Origin of the sequence: Shewanella sp. 6_MG-2023, assembly GCF_030547195.1 — a bacterium.
Classification (GTDB): Bacteria; Pseudomonadota; Gammaproteobacteria; order Enterobacterales; family Shewanellaceae; genus Shewanella.
Genome location: NZ_JAUOQU010000002.1, coordinates 218,604 through 235,529, shown reverse-complemented (window position 1 = coordinate 235,529; position 16,926 = coordinate 218,604). Strand labels below are relative to the sequence as shown.

Here is a 16,926-nt window from a genome sequence, read left to right as displayed (position 1 = left end):
AGTCGTCAATTGATAAATTACAAACTTATCGCTTTAGCATTTTTCTCAACCAGCTTTTCACCTATACCGGCAACTTGGGTTAATTGCTGGACATTTTTGAACTTACCATATTTATTTCGATATTCCACAATGGCTTTTGCCTTGGCTTCACCAACACCATTGAGGGCTTGTAACTGCTCTGCTGTCGCTTTATTAATATTCACCTTAGCCATCTTTGTATTGCTACTTTTCACGGCTGTGGTTTTAGACATTTCAGCTGAAGTGAGTGCTGCTGGTTTAGTGGTGTCTTTGGCGACAGCCAAACTGATACTTGCTGCTGATAACGCGCAGGTGAGCATGACGCCCATGAGTAATGGATGTTTCATTGTTAACTCCTTAAAGTCCTATTTAATAACCCGACCAACTTCCCTATCCATGGTCGGTATTTGTCAGCGTTACACCCTATTCAACAAGAAAATGATCTATTAAAAACAGGGCATTTATCGCTAACATAAAACTGTAGTAAACAATTTATTTTTTGCAAAAAATAAGTAAGATTATTTTTCTACTGTTTGTTTTTGCTTATTTTTATTTATTTTCATTACACTCGCAGAAAAGCTTTTTAGTTCGCCTAACAACTGCTGATGCACTTGGCTCAATTTAGGGCGATTTTGCGCTTTAAAACTTAGCGGCCGACATAAGCTCATGGCTTGATAACCAAGTCGCGCAGTTAATAAACCTCCGCCTAAACCTTGGGCTAAACGTGCTGATAACTTTCCGGTCATTTCAACCGATAATAACTGGGTGCCTAAATCTGTTACCACTTCAGTGGTGCCAGCATAAACAATATTTAGTACGATACTTTTTATCAGTTTAATCCGGCTCCAATAGCCTAATTCAATGCCATATACATCTGCAATAACATTAACCATGCGCTGATTACGCCATAAAATAATCGCCATATCTAATACTGCTAAAGGACTCGCCGCTAACAGTAGTGCCGACTCCGCCGCAAAGCGACTTACAATTTTTTTGGCTTTTTCATCGCGTTCAGACAAAACTAATTCATCAAATAGCATCACCATTTCAGCGTCATTATGTTCAACGCTATTAATGGCTAAGTATTGCTTTTTACCTTCGGTATCTGGGTATTTTTGCAATAAGGGGCTGATGAACTTACTGGCTTCACCGCGCTGCATACTTAACGCTAAACGCTCGCCTGTGGCTTGGGTATCGGCCACATGTTTAAGCTTTATCAGTTTTTTCCACTCTGACAGGGTTATTGCCCCAGCCCACGCCATGATGATCCCCGCCACTGTCACGTAAAAACCAAATAGCCACGGGCTTTGCAGGTAGGCAGTTTGCAGCCCTTGTATGGTTTGAACGATAACCACCAGTATCAAAGCTAACAATGATAACTTGGCAAGCATTGAGATTTTTTTAGGCTTAGCGCCGAGCTTATCGATGGACTCGAGTTCATCGATGGTTTCAGGGAGTTTTGCTAAATTAGTTTCACAAATAAACTCGACATCGGTAAATGATTGTGACCCTTTAACGTCTTGATCCTTACCCGAATCAAGCGTTTCAGTATCAAACACTTGCTGCTGCTTAAGTTGAGCGTCTTCAAACTCTGTTCTCTTGCTATTATTGTTACTCATATTATTGCAACTTATCCCCCAGCAAAAACTGTAAAAGATGATCTAAGCGAATATGCTCAAAACGAGGGTCGGACATCGATGATTGTGGTAATCGAGGCGGGTTAAAAGACACGAAATTAAAGCCTTGCTTGTCCCAAAAGCTATCTTGGGGTAACCGCTGAGGCACTTCGCCTGGAAATATGGTGAGCATTTGCTGATTTTTATCTATGCCTCTGACCACTTCTTGCTCGCCACTGGTTGTTGATACCATGCCATGCTGTGTGGCTTTGATGGCGCTAATGGCCATCGTTTCGACTTCGCAGCCTTCATAGTTAGCAAAGTGCTGACTGTGTTTTAGCATATCGGTCAATAAACTTAATACATGGCTCTGTTGATCACGAGTAACCCTGTCAACCTTACTGGCGGCAAACAGTAACTTATCAATTTTAGGTGAGAACAAACGCCTTAATAAACTCGATTGTCCAAAATGAAAGCTTTCGACAATACTATTGAGTGCATTACCCATATCCTCAAATTGTGCTTTACCGCTGTTTAGGCCATTAAAGCAATCCACCAGCACCAATTGACGATCAAAACTAGCAAAATAATCCCGATAAAACGGCTTAACCACCACTGAAACATACTCTTCATAGCGACGCTTTAGCACTTGGTAATAGCTAGAGTCAGCAGCGTTTTCTAAATTGGCTAATTCATCATTACTGAGATTTATGAGTGGGAAAAAGGCCAATAAAGGGGTATCGGCAAACTCTCCAGGTAATAGCATTCGACCAGGCTGTGCAAGATAAAAGCCTTGGTTGTTAACCAAGTCGACCAGTAATGTTTGGTACAAGTCTGCAATCTGCTTTAACTTATGCTCATCAGCAGTTTCTGATAAATTGATGTTAGCTAATACACTAACAAACTGCGGATAATAGCTTGAGGCAGCTAATCGGTGCTTAACGTCAATTTGTGACTCACACCACTGGATGAAGTTTTGCTTCATCATTGGTAAATCCAATAACCACTCACCTGGGTAATCAACAATATCCACATACAAGGTGGCAGTATCAGCAAGTTTTGCCAATATGCCCTTTTGAGGACGATATTTAATCGCTAGCCTTAACTCAGAGATATTACGGGTTGATGCAGGCCAAGTTGCAGGCGACTGGGTTAATGATGTCATCGCTCCTTTATAGTCAAAACTGGCAATGGCTAAATCAGGTTGCATGGCGCGTTTAATGCCTATCAAACGATTTTCACGGCACACTTGCCACAAAGGCAATGGGTTTTGAGTTTGGCTTTTTTCTGATTGCAGCCCCGCATGGAGCATTTGATTAACCAGCCCTGTTATAAAGGCGGTTTTACCCGCCCCTGATAAACCGGTCACGGCTAAACGAACATGCCGATCGGTTGAGCGATGAACTAATTGATGAGTTTTTTGGGAAATTTTATTAATTGAACGATCAATAAAGCTCATAGTTAATCTCAAATTAAGGAATAAGCAAAATAGGGATGAAAAATATTTTCAAGTACTGATAATCAAGTCTTTGCTAAAAAAACACAAGGGCGGTAAACCGCCCATTGGAATTATATAAAGATAGTCGTCTGAATCGAGTTAAAGATTATTAATTTCTCTTTTCAAATCAAAATTATCGGAAGTGACATGGCGCTCAAGTCGTTGCAGTCTAATTTCAAGTGCATAAAACTGACTATTTACATCATGTAAGGCACGTTTTGCCGGCTCTCCTGCCTGCCAAACCTTTTTCTTCACTTCAATATCTTTGTGGCCTTTGGCATGTGTTGTATCTTCAGGCTTAATATCTAATATCATCCATAAGGCGACATAGATAATAAACACAGGCCCAGAACCACCCAATAAAAATATTGAGACTACGACCACTCTGACTAACCAGGTTTCAAGATTAAAAAAGTCTGCAATCCCTGCACATACCCCAGAAATTTTGCCTGATGATGGGATGCGGTATAATGTGCGACCGTTAGCTGTGCTCATCTTTCCCCCTCCACTCTGGCGCTTCCGTATCTAAAATAGCTTCCAATGTTTCAATACGTCGGCCCATTTTTTCAGCTTGGGCAATTAATTCATTCAATTGTGTAAACTCTTCTTCAGTGAGCCCCTGACTCACTTGTCGCTTACTGCGATAATGAAGAATCAACCAAATAGGTGCCACAATAACTAAAAATATAATGATTGGGGCAATAAGAAGATCCATATCCATAACTCACCTCTGAAAAAGTTTACTTGTCTGATTTAGTTTTTGATTTAGGTTGCGATTTAGCTTTCACTTTCGCTTTTAATGCTTCAAGTTCGTCATTGACTGAATCTTCAGCTTCAAGTGCCGCAAACTCATCAGCAAGGCTACCCTTTTTACCAATATCATAAGCTTCAACTTGTGACTCTAAACCTTCAACGCGACGCTCATATTGCTCAAACTTCACCATCGCATCATCAATTTTACTTGAATCAAGCTGCTTTTTAACTTCTAAACGTGAAGTGGCAGTTTGCTTGCGCATAATAATGGTTTTTTGGCGTGCTCTGGCATCATTCAGTTTTTCTTGTAACTGTTCAACTTCGTGTTTAAGACGAGCAATGTGCTCTTCTACTACTTGAAGTTCCATCTCAAGGGTTTCTAATAATGAAACCGTTTTTTGTTTTTCAATTAGCGCAGCTTTTGCTAAGTCTTCTCTATCTTTCGATAAAGCTAATTCAGCTTTAGCTTGCCAATCAATCACTTGCTCTTGAACTCGGCTAATGCGTCTTAGTAATTCTTTCTTTTCTGCTAATACTTTTGCAGAAGTAGAGCGTACTTCAACTAACGTGTCTTCCATTTCCTGAATGATCAGGCGTACCATTTTTTCTGGATCTTCAGCTTTATCAAGTAAAGCACTGATGTTCGAATTAATGATATCTGCAAAGCGTGAGAAGATTCCCATAATGTGTCCCTCAAAAATATTGTTAATGTCGAAGTTTACTATTCACGAGTTGTGCCAACTTTTAAAAAACCAGACAATTCAACATCATAACCAAAATATTAACTTTTTCTTTCTTTTAATGCCGCAGCCCACTATTATGATTTTCACCACTTGTTAGCGTAATAGACTAAAAATTACAGTGACTAAACAATTTGAGCAAGACAATCTTATCGGACAATCTAATGCTTTGTTAGAGGTATTAGAACATGTTTCTAAAGTTGCCCCACTTTCTAAGCCGGTATTAATTATTGGTGAACGCGGCACAGGTAAAGAATTAATCGCCGAGCGGTTACACTATTTATCAGGCCGTTGGGATAAAGAGTTTATTAAATTAAACTGCTCTTCATTAAGTGAATCATTACTTGAAAGCGAACTGTTTGGCCACGAGTCTGGTGCGTTTACGGGCGCGAAAGGCAAACATGAAGGTCGCTTCGAACGCGCCGATGAAGGCACCTTATTTTTAGATGAGCTGGCCAATACCTCAGGATTAATTCAAGAGAAACTGTTACGTGTCATCGAATACGGTGAATTCGAACGAGTGGGTGGCAGTAAAACAGTTAATACCAATGTAAGGTTAATTTGTGCTGCCAATGAGGACTTACCTTCATTAGCTGAAAATGGTGAATTTAGGGCTGATTTACTGGATAGGTTAGCCTTTGATGTTATCACCCTACCGCCCCTTCGTAGCCGCACAGAAGACATTATGCCTTTAGCAGAGCATTTTGCCGTGAGCATGGCAAGGCAACTGAATTTAGATTATTTTGGCGGTTTTAGTCCAGTAGCTATAGAGCAACTCATGTCATATCGCTGGCCAGGTAATATCCGCGAACTTAAAAACGTGGTCGAACGCAGCGTCTATCGTCGAGGATCTGAAGGTGAAGAAATTGACCACATTATTGTCGATCCTTTTGCCTCTCCTTATCGACCAACATCAAGAATCAAAACTCGTGAAAGGCAGCAAACAGAGCATCAAGCTCCCGATACTTCAGTCGCGGTTCCAGTAACCGATGACTCCACTGAAAATGAAGCATCATCAGTTAGCACCAGTGCAACAGACAGAGATATTCGCTTCCCATTAGACTTTAAAGAGCATACTGAAAACTATGAGATTAACCTGCTAAAAAGTGCCTTAGCCCAAAGCCAATATAATCAAAAGAAAACCGCTGAAATATTAGGTTTAAGCTACCACCAACTGCGGGGCATTTTGAAAAAGTATAATTTACTTGAAAAGTCTTAATAGGATATTTGCTCCTAAGTTATTAACACTGCTAAAATACTTATTCAGTACCTAAATAATATGATGAAAAAATGCGTGAGACATTAAAACGCTTTAAACCTGCTGCATTACTCTGCTTGCTAAGTTTTTTAGTAACAGGTTGTGGTGAACTCAATGTCCCATCAGGTATTGTGTATTGCTCTGAGGGCAATCCTGAAACCTTTAATCCGCAATTGGTCACTTCTGGTACCACTATTGATGCCAGTTCTAATCAGTTATACAACCGCCTAATTGACTATAACAATGACTCATCTGATTTTATGGCTGCGCTGGCAACCCAGTGGCGCATATCCGATGATGGCTTACGTTATCACTTTGTGTTGCGTAAAGGCGTACAGTTCCAGCACAATAATTTGTTCAAACCTTCAAGAAATTTTAATGCCGATGATGTACTATTCTCATTTAATCGCATCATTAATCCCGCGCATCCTTTTCACTCAGTGAGCAGAACTGGCTATCCATTTTTCCAAAGTATTGATTTTTCCAACTTAGTGAGTCGAGTCGAAAAAGTAAACGATTATGAAGTGGTATTCCACTTAACCCAACCTGATGCATCATTTTTAGCTAATTTGGCCACTGATTTTTCCGTTATTCTTTCTGCCGAATATGGCGAGCAACAATGGCAGGCAGGTACCCCTGAAAATATCGATTACTTCGCCATCGGCACAGGGCCTTTTTACCTCGCAGATTATGTCAAAAATGATTTTATTCGCTATAAACGCAATACCGCATATTGGGGTAAAGCGGCTAAAATTGACCTGTTAGTTTTTGATATCACACCTAAAAGTGAGTCTAGACTGGCTAAAATCATCACTAAAGATTGCCATGTGTCTGCCCTGCCAAAGGCAAATGAACTTGCAGTAATTAAACAGCATAAACACTTAAAAGTTAACACTAAACCGGGGTTAAACGTCGGTTTTTGGGCATTTAACACTCAAAAGCCTCCTCTAGACGATGTGCGAGTTCGACTTGCCCTTGCCCATGCCATTGATAAGAAAAATATCCTTAATGTGGTTTACCATGACACCGCTGTAGAAGCGACCGGAATGCTGCCGCCAGGATCATGGGCTTATTCAGACTCATCCGACCCTAATGATTTTGATCCTGAGAAAGCTAAAAGGCTGTTAGAAGAATCAGGGGTTAATAACTTAACCTTTGATATTTGGGCGATGCCAGTGGTGCGAATTTATAATCCAAACGCCCTCAAGACCGCAGAGCTGATTCAGGCCGACTTAGCCAACATTGGGGTTAAAGTGAATATTGTCAGTTATGACTGGAGCGTGTTTACGCAAAAATTAATTAGCCAAGATTATGATTCAGTATTAATTGGTTGGAATGCTGACAATACCGATCCTGATAATTTCTTTACCCCACTACTCAGTTGCTCAGCCCTAGAATCAAATAATAACCGTTCTAAATGGTGTTCAGCTGAATTGGACGCAATACTTGCACAAGCTAAAGCTACGCCAATAAAAACCACAAGAAAGGCGCTATATCAGCAAGCTGAACAGCTCATTCATCAGCAAGTTCCCTTGGTTAATATTGCCCATGGACAAAAATTGATCCTAAAAAACATTTCAGTATCAACTAAAGATGTTAACCCCTATGGTGGAATGGCTTTCTCTAATATCGAACTAAAAACTGCGGAGAAAAAACCTTAATGTGGCGTTATTTTCTAAGACGAATTAATTTATTTTTTGCCACTTCATTGGTTATGATTGCGGTACTGTTTTTTGCCACAGGTATGTTTCCAGTTGAAAAAAGCTACGCCTTAACTGGGATACAGTTCCCTAGCAGTGAGCAACAAGCACAAACCGTTGCAGACTTTAAGCTTGATAGTAACCAGCTTAGTCAATTTATCGCTTATTTAACCGAGCGATTATCAGGCAATTTAGGGATTTCGGTTAACTCACAACAAAGTGTCGCCACAGAGCTCAGTAACGTGTTACCCGCCTCTTTTGAATTGTCATTATTTGCTGGGACGATAGCAATATTTTTTGGAGTGCCACTTGGCGTATTGTCCTCATTAAGTGAAAGCAAGTCAGTCCAGCGCAGTATTTTAGCCCTAACCTTAACCGGTTACTCTATACCTGTATTCTGGCTCGGATTAACCTTGTCATTATGGTTTGGGGTAAAGCTAGAGTGGTTGCCGATCTCTGGACAAATCAATTTATTATATGAAATTGAACCCGTCACAGGTTTTATGCTGATCGATACTTTGCTATCACATGAAGCCTATCGGATCTCAGCATTTAAAGATGCCTTATTACACATCATTTTACCTGCGGTAACCTTAGCGGTATTACCTTTTACTGTCGTTATACGTATCACACGTCAAGCAATGATGACGGTTATGACCCAAACCTATATTCGCGCTGCTGAAGCCCGTGGCCTTAATACCTATAGTATTTTAATGAAACACGCCTTACCTAACGCGCTTATCCCAGTTCTTAAAGCCTTTGGCTTAATGCTTGGCTCGTTTGCCAGTTACGGCATTATTGTCGAGGTAATTTTTGCATGGCCAGGGGTGGGATCATGGCTTATTGCAGGAATATATCAGCGAGATTACACCGTGATTCAAGCAGGGATCCTTTCAGTCTCTTTGCTGATTATCTTTTTAAGCATTATGATTGATTTAGTGCATACCACTATTAACCCTATTAATAGGAAAGAACTGTATGCCAGCAATTAAAATATATCAGGATGAACACATAGCTTCACCTATGATGCAATTGTGGAAAGCATTTGCTAGTAACCCATTTGCTGTCGCAGGCCTTTGGGCGGTAATATTTTTATTACTACTGGTTGTATTGGGGCCGCTACTCGCTCCTTACCCACCAGAAATGCAAAATCCTGATGCCATATTATTACCGCCATCATGGGACGCCCTTGGACATGTTTCGCATTTTTTAGGTACCGATGATTTAGGCCGAGACTTATTCAGCCGCTTATTGCATGGGGTTAGATTAACGTTCGGCATGTCATTAATTGTGGTGCTTTGCGCCTTAATCGTCGGCTTTATTATTGGCTCCCTTTCAGGAATGATGCGTGGGTTAAAATCAAGTATTTTAGGTCATTTGCTCGATGCCTTATTATCAATTCCGTCATTATTGCTCGCCATTTTGGTTGTCGCAGTGACCGGTCCGGGGTTAATAAATGTATTTTGGGCAGTAGGCTTAGCCTTAACGCCGCAATTTGTGCGGGCAATTCACCAAGCAGTACATGAAGAGCTACAAAAAGAATACGTTATTGCCGCTAAACTTGATGGCGCGAGTCAAATACAAATCTTTTGGTATGTCATCATGCCAAACGTCTGGGAAGTGGTTATTATTCAAACGACCATTGCCATATCGGTGGCGATATTAGACATTGCCGCCTTAGGCTTTCTCAATCTTGGAGCACAAGCCCCTAGCTCAGAGTGGGGAGCGATGATTTTTCAAGGGTTAAACAGCCAATTAATTGCGCCTTGGTCGATTACCATTCCAGGTTTGGCGATCCTATTTACTGTGTTATCCATTAATTTGGTGGGTGACGGATTACGCTCGGCGCTCGCGCCGATAAGAAACTAGCCCATGCCATTACTTGATGTCAGAAATCTCACTATCGAACTCGATACCCCACAAGGCACAGTGAAGGTACTTGAGAAAGTCAGTTTAACCATTAATCCGGGTGAAATTCATGGCTTAGTTGGTGAATCAGGTTCTGGGCGTAGCTTATTAGCCAAAGCGGTACTAGGCGTTTTAGGCCCAAACTGGCGCATCATTGCCGATCGCATGATGTGGGATGGCAAAAATTTATTGGAAATGACTAAAAAGCAACGTCGCAGCTTAATGGGCAGTGATATGACCATGATTTTCCAAGACCCTTCTGGCAGTTTAGATCCGGTAAAAACTATCGGCAGTCAGTTAATTGAATCGCTCACGCCAAACAAAGCCGTGCCTTTTTGGCGCAGAGCAAAAGACACTCATTTAACCGCGCAAAAATGGCTTCATAAAGTTGGAATTAAAAAGCCCAAAGCCATTATGAAGCGCTACCCTTGGGAACTTTCTGAAGGTGCCTGCCAAAAGGTAATGATTGCTATGGCAGTAGCTAACCACCCTAAGTTATTAATCGCCGACGAACCAACGAATGCGATGGAATTAAGTACTCAAGCGCAAATATTTCGTTTGTTAGCTCAATTAAACCAACTTCAAAATGTCTCTATACTGCTAGTCAGCCATGAACTAGAAACTTTAGCAAAATGGTGCGATCGCATCAGTATTTTATACAGCGGACAAATCATGGAGTCGGGGCCCGTTAACGAATTAATCAAACAACCCTATCACCCCTATACCAAAGCATTATTCAAAAATCTGCCAGACTTTGCAGGCCAAATACGCCACAAAGCCTATTTACCAACATTGCAAGGTTCCTCGCCGTCATTGCAGCATTTGCCTGCAGGGTGCAGGCTGGGTCCTCGCTGCCCTGACGCCCAAAGAGCATGTGTTATCCAACCCAGTTTGGCCCACGAAAAAGATCGCTATTTTGCCTGCCATTTCCCGTATAACAGTGAGATAGAAGATGACAACTCCATTACTTAAAGTAAACCAGCTAAGCAAACGCTATTTTACGGGTTATAAAAGGTTCAAAGCGCAATATAATCAAGCCCTGTCACCACTATCATTTGAACTTGAGCGTGGACAAACCTTGGCTATTGTCGGTGAAGTAAGCTCAGGTAAAAGTACCTTAGCGCGAATACTGGTTGGCGCAGAGCCTCGCAGCGGTGGAGAAATATTGTTTGAAGGGGAAGCATTGGAGGCGCGAAATCTCAAACAGCGCAGCCGCTTAATTAGAATGATTTTTCAAGACCCTAACACCTCATTAAACCCGAGGTTAACCATTGGTAGCCTACTAGAAGAACCATTACGATTTAACACCACATTGAATTCAGCGGAACGAAAAGTGCGGGTGGCAGATAGACTCAGAAAAGTGGGCTTACTACCTGAACATGCCAATTTCTATCCTCATATGGTCTCTGAAGGTCAAAAACAACGTGTAGCCGTTGCTAGAGCTTTAATGTTAAACCCTAAAATCATTATCGCTGATGAAGCACTTGCCTCATTAGATTTATCAGTGCGTTCTCAAATACTTAATCTGCTGATAAAATTACAAAAAGAAATGGGGCTATCGTATATTTTTGTGACCCACAATTTGAACATTGTACGTCATTTTAGTGACAAGGTACTGGTGCTCAAAAATGGCAGCGTAGTTGAACTAGCGAGCACAGAAGAATTATTCAATCACCCACAACAAGAGTACTCTCGCCGCTTAATATCGCAGCAAACACAACTCACAGCCAAACGCTAAACTGCTCCAACCACTGAGTAATTTAGCCAAAAAACATAAAAACTAGTGCCAATTCGTCGCCTAACTATTTATCCTAGTGCGATTGTTAAAGGAAGAAACCAAATTATGATTATTAAACCTAAAACACGTGGCTTTATTTGTACAACCACTCATCCTATCGGTTGTGAAGCTAACGTCAAAGAACAAATCGAATTAACCAAAGCAAAAGGCAAAATTGCCAATGGCCCTAAAAAAGTCTTAGTGGTTGGCTCTTCAAGTGGCTACGGCTTATCTTCTCGTATTGCATCAGCGTTCGGTAGTGATGCGGCCACCATTGGTGTTTTCTTTGAAAAACCAAGCACAGAAACCAAACCAGGTACGGCCGGTTGGTACAACTCTGCCTACTTTGATAAATTCGCTAAAGCTGAAGGTTTATATTCAAAAAGCATTAACTGTGATGCATTTAGCCATGAAGCTAAACAAAAAGTCATTGAGCTTATCAAACAAGACTTAGGTCAAATTGATATGGTGGTTTACTCTTTAGCTTCTCCAGTGCGTAAATTGCCTGATACCGGTGAAGTGATCCGCTCAAGTCTTAAGCCTATCGGTGAAACTTATACCGCAACTGCGGTAGACACCAACAAAAACACCATCATCGAAACCTCGGTAGAGCCAGCAACAGAGCAAGAAATTGCTGATACCGTGACAGTGATGGGCGGTCAAGATTGGGAATTATGGATGAGCGCCTTAAGTGATGCGGGTATATTAGCGGATAATTGTAAAACCGTGGCCTACAGCTATATTGGCACCGAGATCACTTGGCCTATCTACTGGCATGGCGCATTAGGTAAAGCCAAAATGGATTTAGACCGTGCGGCTCATAGCCTTAATGAAAAGTTAGCCAAAACAGGCGGTTCTGCCAATGTGGCTGTGCTTAAGAGTGTTGTCACTCAAGCAAGCTCTGCTATCCCGGTAATGCCTTTATACATCGCGATGGTATTTAAGAAAATGCGTGAAGAAGGCGTTCATGAAGGCTGTATGGACCAAATTTACCGTATGTTCAGCGAGCGTTTATATCGCGCTGATGGTCAAGCGGCACCAACAGATGATGAAAATCGTCTTCGTTTAGATGATTGGGAGTTACGCGAAGAAATTCAAAAACATTGCCGTGACTTATGGCCGGATGTCACCACTGAAAACCTTGCTGAACTGACTGATTACAATGAATACAAAGAAGAGTTTTTAAAACTGTTTGGTTTTGGTATTGCTGGCATCGACTATGAAGCTGACGTTAATCCAAACGTGACTTTTGATGTTATCAGCCTTTAATCCCCTAAGGTAATAAGAAAAGCCAAGTTATTATAACTTGGCTTTTTTATATCTGGTTAACTGCACAGTGACTCTTTATTTTATTAATGCGGCTTTATTAATAAAAAAAGGCCAAGTTGATGAGACTTGGCCTTTATAAGGGAATGATGAAATTTAACTAAGAGTTATTTAGTTTTTAGCGCATGCTTAGCGGCGTTTTCACCAGCTTTACGACCAAATACTACCGTATCAGCGATTGCGTTACCGCCTAGACGGTTATAACCATGAACACCACCAGTGACCTCACCAGCCGCAAACAAACCAGGCATTTTCCAGCTTTGTAGGTTCAAGATATTCGTATCGGTATCAATTGCGATCCCGCCCATAGTATGGTGAATACCAGGTGCTACTTTTACAGCGTAGTATGGCGGCGTGCTTAAGCTTAATGGCATATTGGCGCGGCCGAATGCATCATCTTTACCTGCTGCTTTATACTTGTTGTAATCCGCTGCAGTTTTCGGTAAATCAGCCATTCCGGTGATTTTTGCCAGTTCTTCAATGGTGTTGGCTTTACTTAACATACCTAAATGTTCGTAACCACGTACCATTTTCTTTTTCTCAACCAATTGGGCATCAAACACTAACCAAGCATATTGATCTTTTTGCTTTAAGATTGCATCTGATGCACGGTCACGAGTCGTTAGTTCATTAATGAAACGGTTACCATCAGTATTAACCATAATTGCACCAACACCACGAACGGTTTCAGAAATCAAAATACGGCTATCTTTACCCACTGTAGGATGCGCTTGAACCCAATCAATATCTGTCATTGAAGCGCCAATTTCTTTAGCCAGTAGCACACCATCACCCGTTGCAGTGACGTTGTTAGAGCTGGTCATGTCTTTCATTGTTGGGCGGTAGTAAGCAACCATTTGCTTATTCATACCATAACCACCTGTGGCTAAAACAATAGAATCTGCAGCGACCATGTTGTAGCCTGAATGACGGCCATGAACCACCACACCAGCAACTGATTGGTCATCATTTAAGACGATTTTTTCAACTCTTGAGTTAACGCGAACTGGAATATCACGTTCTACTGCCGCTTTACGCAAGGTATCAATTAAGTGTGGACCTACAGAGCGTCCACCTGATGGGGCGTGAGTACGCTCTGCTCTGGCGCCACCTGAACGTTTAAGCTCTGACATATCAGCACCTAAAGACTCAAGCCATGCTACAGCGCCAGCAGACTCTTCGGCCATAGTTTGCACAAGTTTAGGGTCATTTTGATAACGACCGCCTTTCATGGCATCTTCAGCATACCAATCAACAGTGTCTTCAATGCCTTTGGCTTTTTGTTGTGGTGTGCCGACAGCGTTCATACCGCCTGCAGCCAGCATTGAGTTACCGCCAGTGTAAGGTGCTTTTTCAAATAAAACGACGTTAGCACCAGCCATTTTTGCAGAAATCGCCGCGTTGAAACCAGCACTACCGCCACCAACAACAATCACATCAACGGTTTCTACAGGGCCTTTATCAATCGCTTGTTGGATTTTATCTTGATTCCAATCACCATCCCACTTCTTCTTCGCTTTTGAATCAGCAAATGGCATTTCCATTTCAAAGTTATGACAGTTATTACAAGTCAACTCAGGTTTAGCATGGGCGGTATGACAAGAAGTACAGTTGATATCTCCTAAATGAGATGCATGAGGGTCAAACGCAAGTTCATCGTTAACTAAATCAGCATAACCACCATGACAGTCCTGACACTGGGCGTTCTCATGAGTTTGGCTATCAGTCATGCTTTTCTTGATGTCTTTCATTTTTTCTGCAACGTGACAGCTTTGACAGTCACCCATTTCAGTATGGAAAGACGCTAAGTCATTTTTTGCCATTACGCTGCCAGAAGTAAGCATCATCACTGCCACTGCCGAAGCTAAATATTTAAGTTTCATTGGTTCATACCTCTAATTATCATTTTCACAACTTGCTTTGTTGGACGATAGAATACTCATAAAGAGATAGTAAAACTTAGACATTGGTCAACATTGGCACTTGGTTAAGTTTTAATGAAACCAAATTAAAATTAACTTAAATCGCTACAAAGCCACAACATTTGTGACCCAGTTAGAATTTATCTCCATGATTCAATCCTATTATGTATATCAGGTTTACATACGCTGCAACCTCCTCAAAATTGATGATATTGAGGTTTATTAATGAATCTATTCATTAGCTAAAGCAATATAACCAATTGATAATATTACTTTAAAATAGAGATGATTAAGAAGATGAAAAAATCACTAGTTTCACTCACTGTTGTATCAATCCTATCAGCGAGCTCTTTTGCCGCATTCGCTGAGTCACCGCAGTTCTATGGCCGCTTAGAAATGGCACTAACAGAGTCTGATAACGGTTTAACAACACAAAATCAAAAATCGGGTACTGTGCTGGAAAATAACTTTTCTCGCTTAGGGGTAAAAGGCAGTGAGAAAATATCTGAAAATATTGAAATCATTTACAATGTTGAAGTACAGGTTAACGCTGCCACCAACGAAGCTGATGATGATTTATTTAAACCAAGAAACACCTACTTAGGGCTAAAAAGTGACTTTGGTACCGTCATTGTCGGTCGTAATGATACGGTAATGAAAACCTCAAAAGGTACTGCTGAAGCATTTGCATTAACCAATGCCGCCTACAATAGAATGATTGCTGGGCAAGACAGGAAAGCCGATGGAATCACATACTATTCTCCTCAAATTGCCGATTTAGTCAGTGTAAATGCGACCTATTTAGTGGATAACAATTATGACTCTGGCGAAAGTCAGTACGCATTAAGCGTCACCGCTGGTGATAAAAAGCTCAAAAAACAACGTTATTATGTTGCAGCAGCATATAACACCATTGGTGGTGTCGACGCATACCGCGGGGTTGGTCAAATCAAAATAGGTAGTCTTAAACTAGGCGGTTTATTACAAAATACCCAAAGCCAAACTTACAGTGATAAAGAAGGTAATTCTTACTTTATTAGCGCAATATATAACTGGAGTGGCATCAACTTTAAAGCTGAATACGGCAAGGACAAGGCCGGTTTTGGTAAGTATTTTAAAAATAATGACGTCTCTTCAGCACAATACAAGGAAGCGACCGATGTCGATATTAGCTCATTCACAGTCGGTGCCGATTACCGTCTATCAAAATCAACGATGGTGTTTGGTCACTACGCCACCTATGAAGGTGAATATCGGGTTGCTAACACAGGCCCGACGATTGAATTAGAAGATGATAATGTATTTACCCTAGGCGTGCGCTACGATTTCTAAGTCCAATTTTTATTTCGCGTTAATATCTGCACTTATATCGATGTAGGTCTCGCTGATAAAATATGATAAACCCATCATAAATGATGGGTTTATGCTAACAAGGTAAGACTTTTTCAAATAACTTGAACTCGTTAGCATTTACAGAGTAATATTGTCAACTCGTTATACTATTGATGAATTCATAGAATAATTTGCCCATGAAAATCACACTCAAGCAACTGTCAATATTTAAAGCCATCCATATTAATGGTCAGATCTCTAAAGCAGCCAAAACATTACATATGTCAGTCCCCGCTGTCAGTATGGCGTTAAAGGATTTAGAAGGTTCATTAGGCACCCGTCTGTTTGAGAGAAGCAGTAACGGCTTAACCATTAATGATAATGGTGAAGTTATTTTGCCTTACGCCAATGAGATGCTTTCTAAAAGTAATCAATTAGAGCAGATGTTTACTGAGCGAACAGCCATCGGTGGCACCATCAAAGTTGGCAGTAGTAAAACTGCGGGTAACTATATTCTTTCAAGAATCATCCCATTATTTAAACAACAACACCCCTGTGTTGATATTAAACTAGTGATTAACAACAGTTTAGCCATCGAGAAAATGGTGTCTGAAAAAGAACTGGATTTAGGTTTTGTCGATGCCAAGCCTGGGTTAAATAATTTACAGTATCAGCAGTGGCTTAAAGATAGATTGTGTATCGTCATCGGCAGTAACAATCCAATAGCAAGCGAAACCATTACCCCTGAATTGCTGTCGCAACAATTATGGGTTATGGATGAAACCATTTCGGTGTCGAGGCTACGTAATACCCAGCTATTAAAAAGTGCCAGTATCAATATTCATCAAGAATTATCAATGAATACTATGGGCGCGATAAAACGTGCTATTGGTACTGGCATTGGCGTTAGTGTACTGCCCTACCTTGCTGTAAAAGAAGAAATAGCCAGCGGTCAACTTATTGAAATAGATTTACCAGAGTGGGATTTCGAGCGAAACTACTGGTCTATTTGGCGTAATGAAGAAGCATTAAGTCCGTTACTTGAAGAGTTCATCCAATTCTGCAATCAATAACAAAG

At 41.0% G+C, this 16,926-nt stretch carries 16 protein-coding genes; 9 read left to right on the top strand and 7 right to left on the bottom strand.

The features are described from left to right. Positions 1–17 precede the first annotated feature (17 nt). The 6 genes from Q4533_RS02260 to pspA form a co-directional block, all read right to left on the bottom strand. Positions 18–365 (bottom strand): helix-hairpin-helix domain-containing protein, encoded by a 348-nt coding sequence (locus Q4533_RS02260; RefSeq protein WP_076536941.1) that lies wholly within the window; start codon positions 363–365, stop codon positions 18–20. 171 nt (positions 366–536) lie between these two features. After that, complete coding sequence (locus Q4533_RS02255; protein WP_303501674.1) at positions 537–1,637, bottom strand: TIGR01620 family protein; 1,101 nt, start codon at positions 1,635–1,637, stop codon at positions 537–539. A gap of 1 nt (position 1,638) precedes the next feature. Further along, on the bottom strand, positions 1,639–3,093 hold the full coding sequence (locus tag Q4533_RS02250) for a YcjX family protein (RefSeq protein ID WP_102440533.1): 1,455 nt from the start codon (positions 3,091–3,093) through the stop codon (positions 1,639–1,641). 138 nt (positions 3,094–3,231) lie between these two features. Beyond that, positions 3,232–3,627, bottom strand: coding sequence for an envelope stress response membrane protein PspC (gene pspC / locus Q4533_RS02245; RefSeq protein ID WP_076536947.1), 396 nt, complete (start codon positions 3,625–3,627; stop codon positions 3,232–3,234). Then, positions 3,614–3,853: an envelope stress response membrane protein PspB gene (gene pspB / locus Q4533_RS02240; RefSeq protein WP_102440532.1), complete on the bottom strand. Its 240-nt coding sequence runs from the start codon at positions 3,851–3,853 to the stop codon at positions 3,614–3,616. Before pspB ends, pspC begins: the two co-directional genes overlap by 14 nt. Positions 3,854–3,872: 19 nt before the next feature. Beyond that, positions 3,873–4,568 carry a phage shock protein PspA gene (gene pspA / locus Q4533_RS02235; protein ID WP_076536951.1) on the bottom strand — a complete coding sequence of 232 codons (696 nt, stop codon included), beginning with the start codon at positions 4,566–4,568 and terminating at the stop codon, positions 3,873–3,875. Positions 4,569–4,746: 178 nt separating this feature from the next. On the opposite strand from pspA, the gene pspF reads away from it, so the two are divergent. The 7 genes from pspF (at position 4,747) to fabV (ending at position 12,537) form a co-directional block, all read left to right on the top strand. After that, complete coding sequence (pspF, locus tag Q4533_RS02230; RefSeq protein WP_102440531.1) at positions 4,747–5,844, top strand: phage shock protein operon transcriptional activator; 1,098 nt, start codon at positions 4,747–4,749, stop codon at positions 5,842–5,844. 71 nt (positions 5,845–5,915) lie between these two features. Continuing rightward, positions 5,916–7,544: an ABC transporter substrate-binding protein gene (locus Q4533_RS02225; RefSeq protein WP_303501672.1), complete on the top strand. Its 1,629-nt coding sequence runs from the start codon at positions 5,916–5,918 to the stop codon at positions 7,542–7,544. After that, positions 7,544–8,575: an ABC transporter permease subunit gene (locus Q4533_RS02220; RefSeq protein ID WP_102476349.1), complete on the top strand. Its 1,032-nt coding sequence runs from the start codon at positions 7,544–7,546 to the stop codon at positions 8,573–8,575. The genes Q4533_RS02225 and Q4533_RS02220 overlap by 1 nt, the downstream gene beginning before the upstream one ends. Continuing rightward, complete coding sequence (locus Q4533_RS02215; RefSeq protein ID WP_102440528.1) at positions 8,562–9,452, top strand: ABC transporter permease subunit; 891 nt, start codon at positions 8,562–8,564, stop codon at positions 9,450–9,452. The genes Q4533_RS02220 and Q4533_RS02215 overlap by 14 nt, the downstream gene beginning before the upstream one ends. A gap of 3 nt (positions 9,453–9,455) precedes the next feature. Next, positions 9,456–10,463 (top strand): oligopeptide/dipeptide ABC transporter ATP-binding protein, encoded by a 1,008-nt coding sequence (locus Q4533_RS02210; protein WP_102440527.1) that lies wholly within the window; start codon positions 9,456–9,458, stop codon positions 10,461–10,463. Then, entirely contained in the window at positions 10,444–11,229 is a 786-nt protein-coding gene (locus Q4533_RS02205; RefSeq protein ID WP_076536964.1) for an ATP-binding cassette domain-containing protein, read from the top strand. Before Q4533_RS02210 ends, Q4533_RS02205 begins: the two co-directional genes overlap by 20 nt. A 105-nt stretch (positions 11,230–11,334) precedes the next feature. After that, positions 11,335–12,537 carry an enoyl-ACP reductase FabV gene (fabV, locus tag Q4533_RS02200; RefSeq protein WP_303501670.1) on the top strand — a complete coding sequence of 401 codons (1,203 nt, stop codon included), beginning with the start codon at positions 11,335–11,337 and terminating at the stop codon, positions 12,535–12,537. A gap of 164 nt (positions 12,538–12,701) precedes the next feature. Here fabV and Q4533_RS02195 read toward each other — a convergent pair whose 3' ends face one another. Continuing rightward, positions 12,702–14,477, bottom strand: coding sequence for a flavocytochrome c (locus tag Q4533_RS02195; RefSeq protein ID WP_303501667.1), 1,776 nt, complete (start codon positions 14,475–14,477; stop codon positions 12,702–12,704). Between the two features lie 336 nt (positions 14,478–14,813). Between Q4533_RS02195 and Q4533_RS02190 the strand changes: the two genes are divergently transcribed. Continuing rightward, positions 14,814–15,848 (top strand): porin, encoded by a 1,035-nt coding sequence (locus Q4533_RS02190; protein WP_102476352.1) that lies wholly within the window; start codon positions 14,814–14,816, stop codon positions 15,846–15,848. 197 nt (positions 15,849–16,045) lie between these two features. Beyond that, a complete protein-coding gene (locus tag Q4533_RS02185; RefSeq protein WP_102440522.1) occupies positions 16,046–16,921 on the top strand; it encodes a LysR family transcriptional regulator in 876 nt (291 codons plus the stop codon). Positions 16,922–16,926 lie beyond the last annotated feature (5 nt).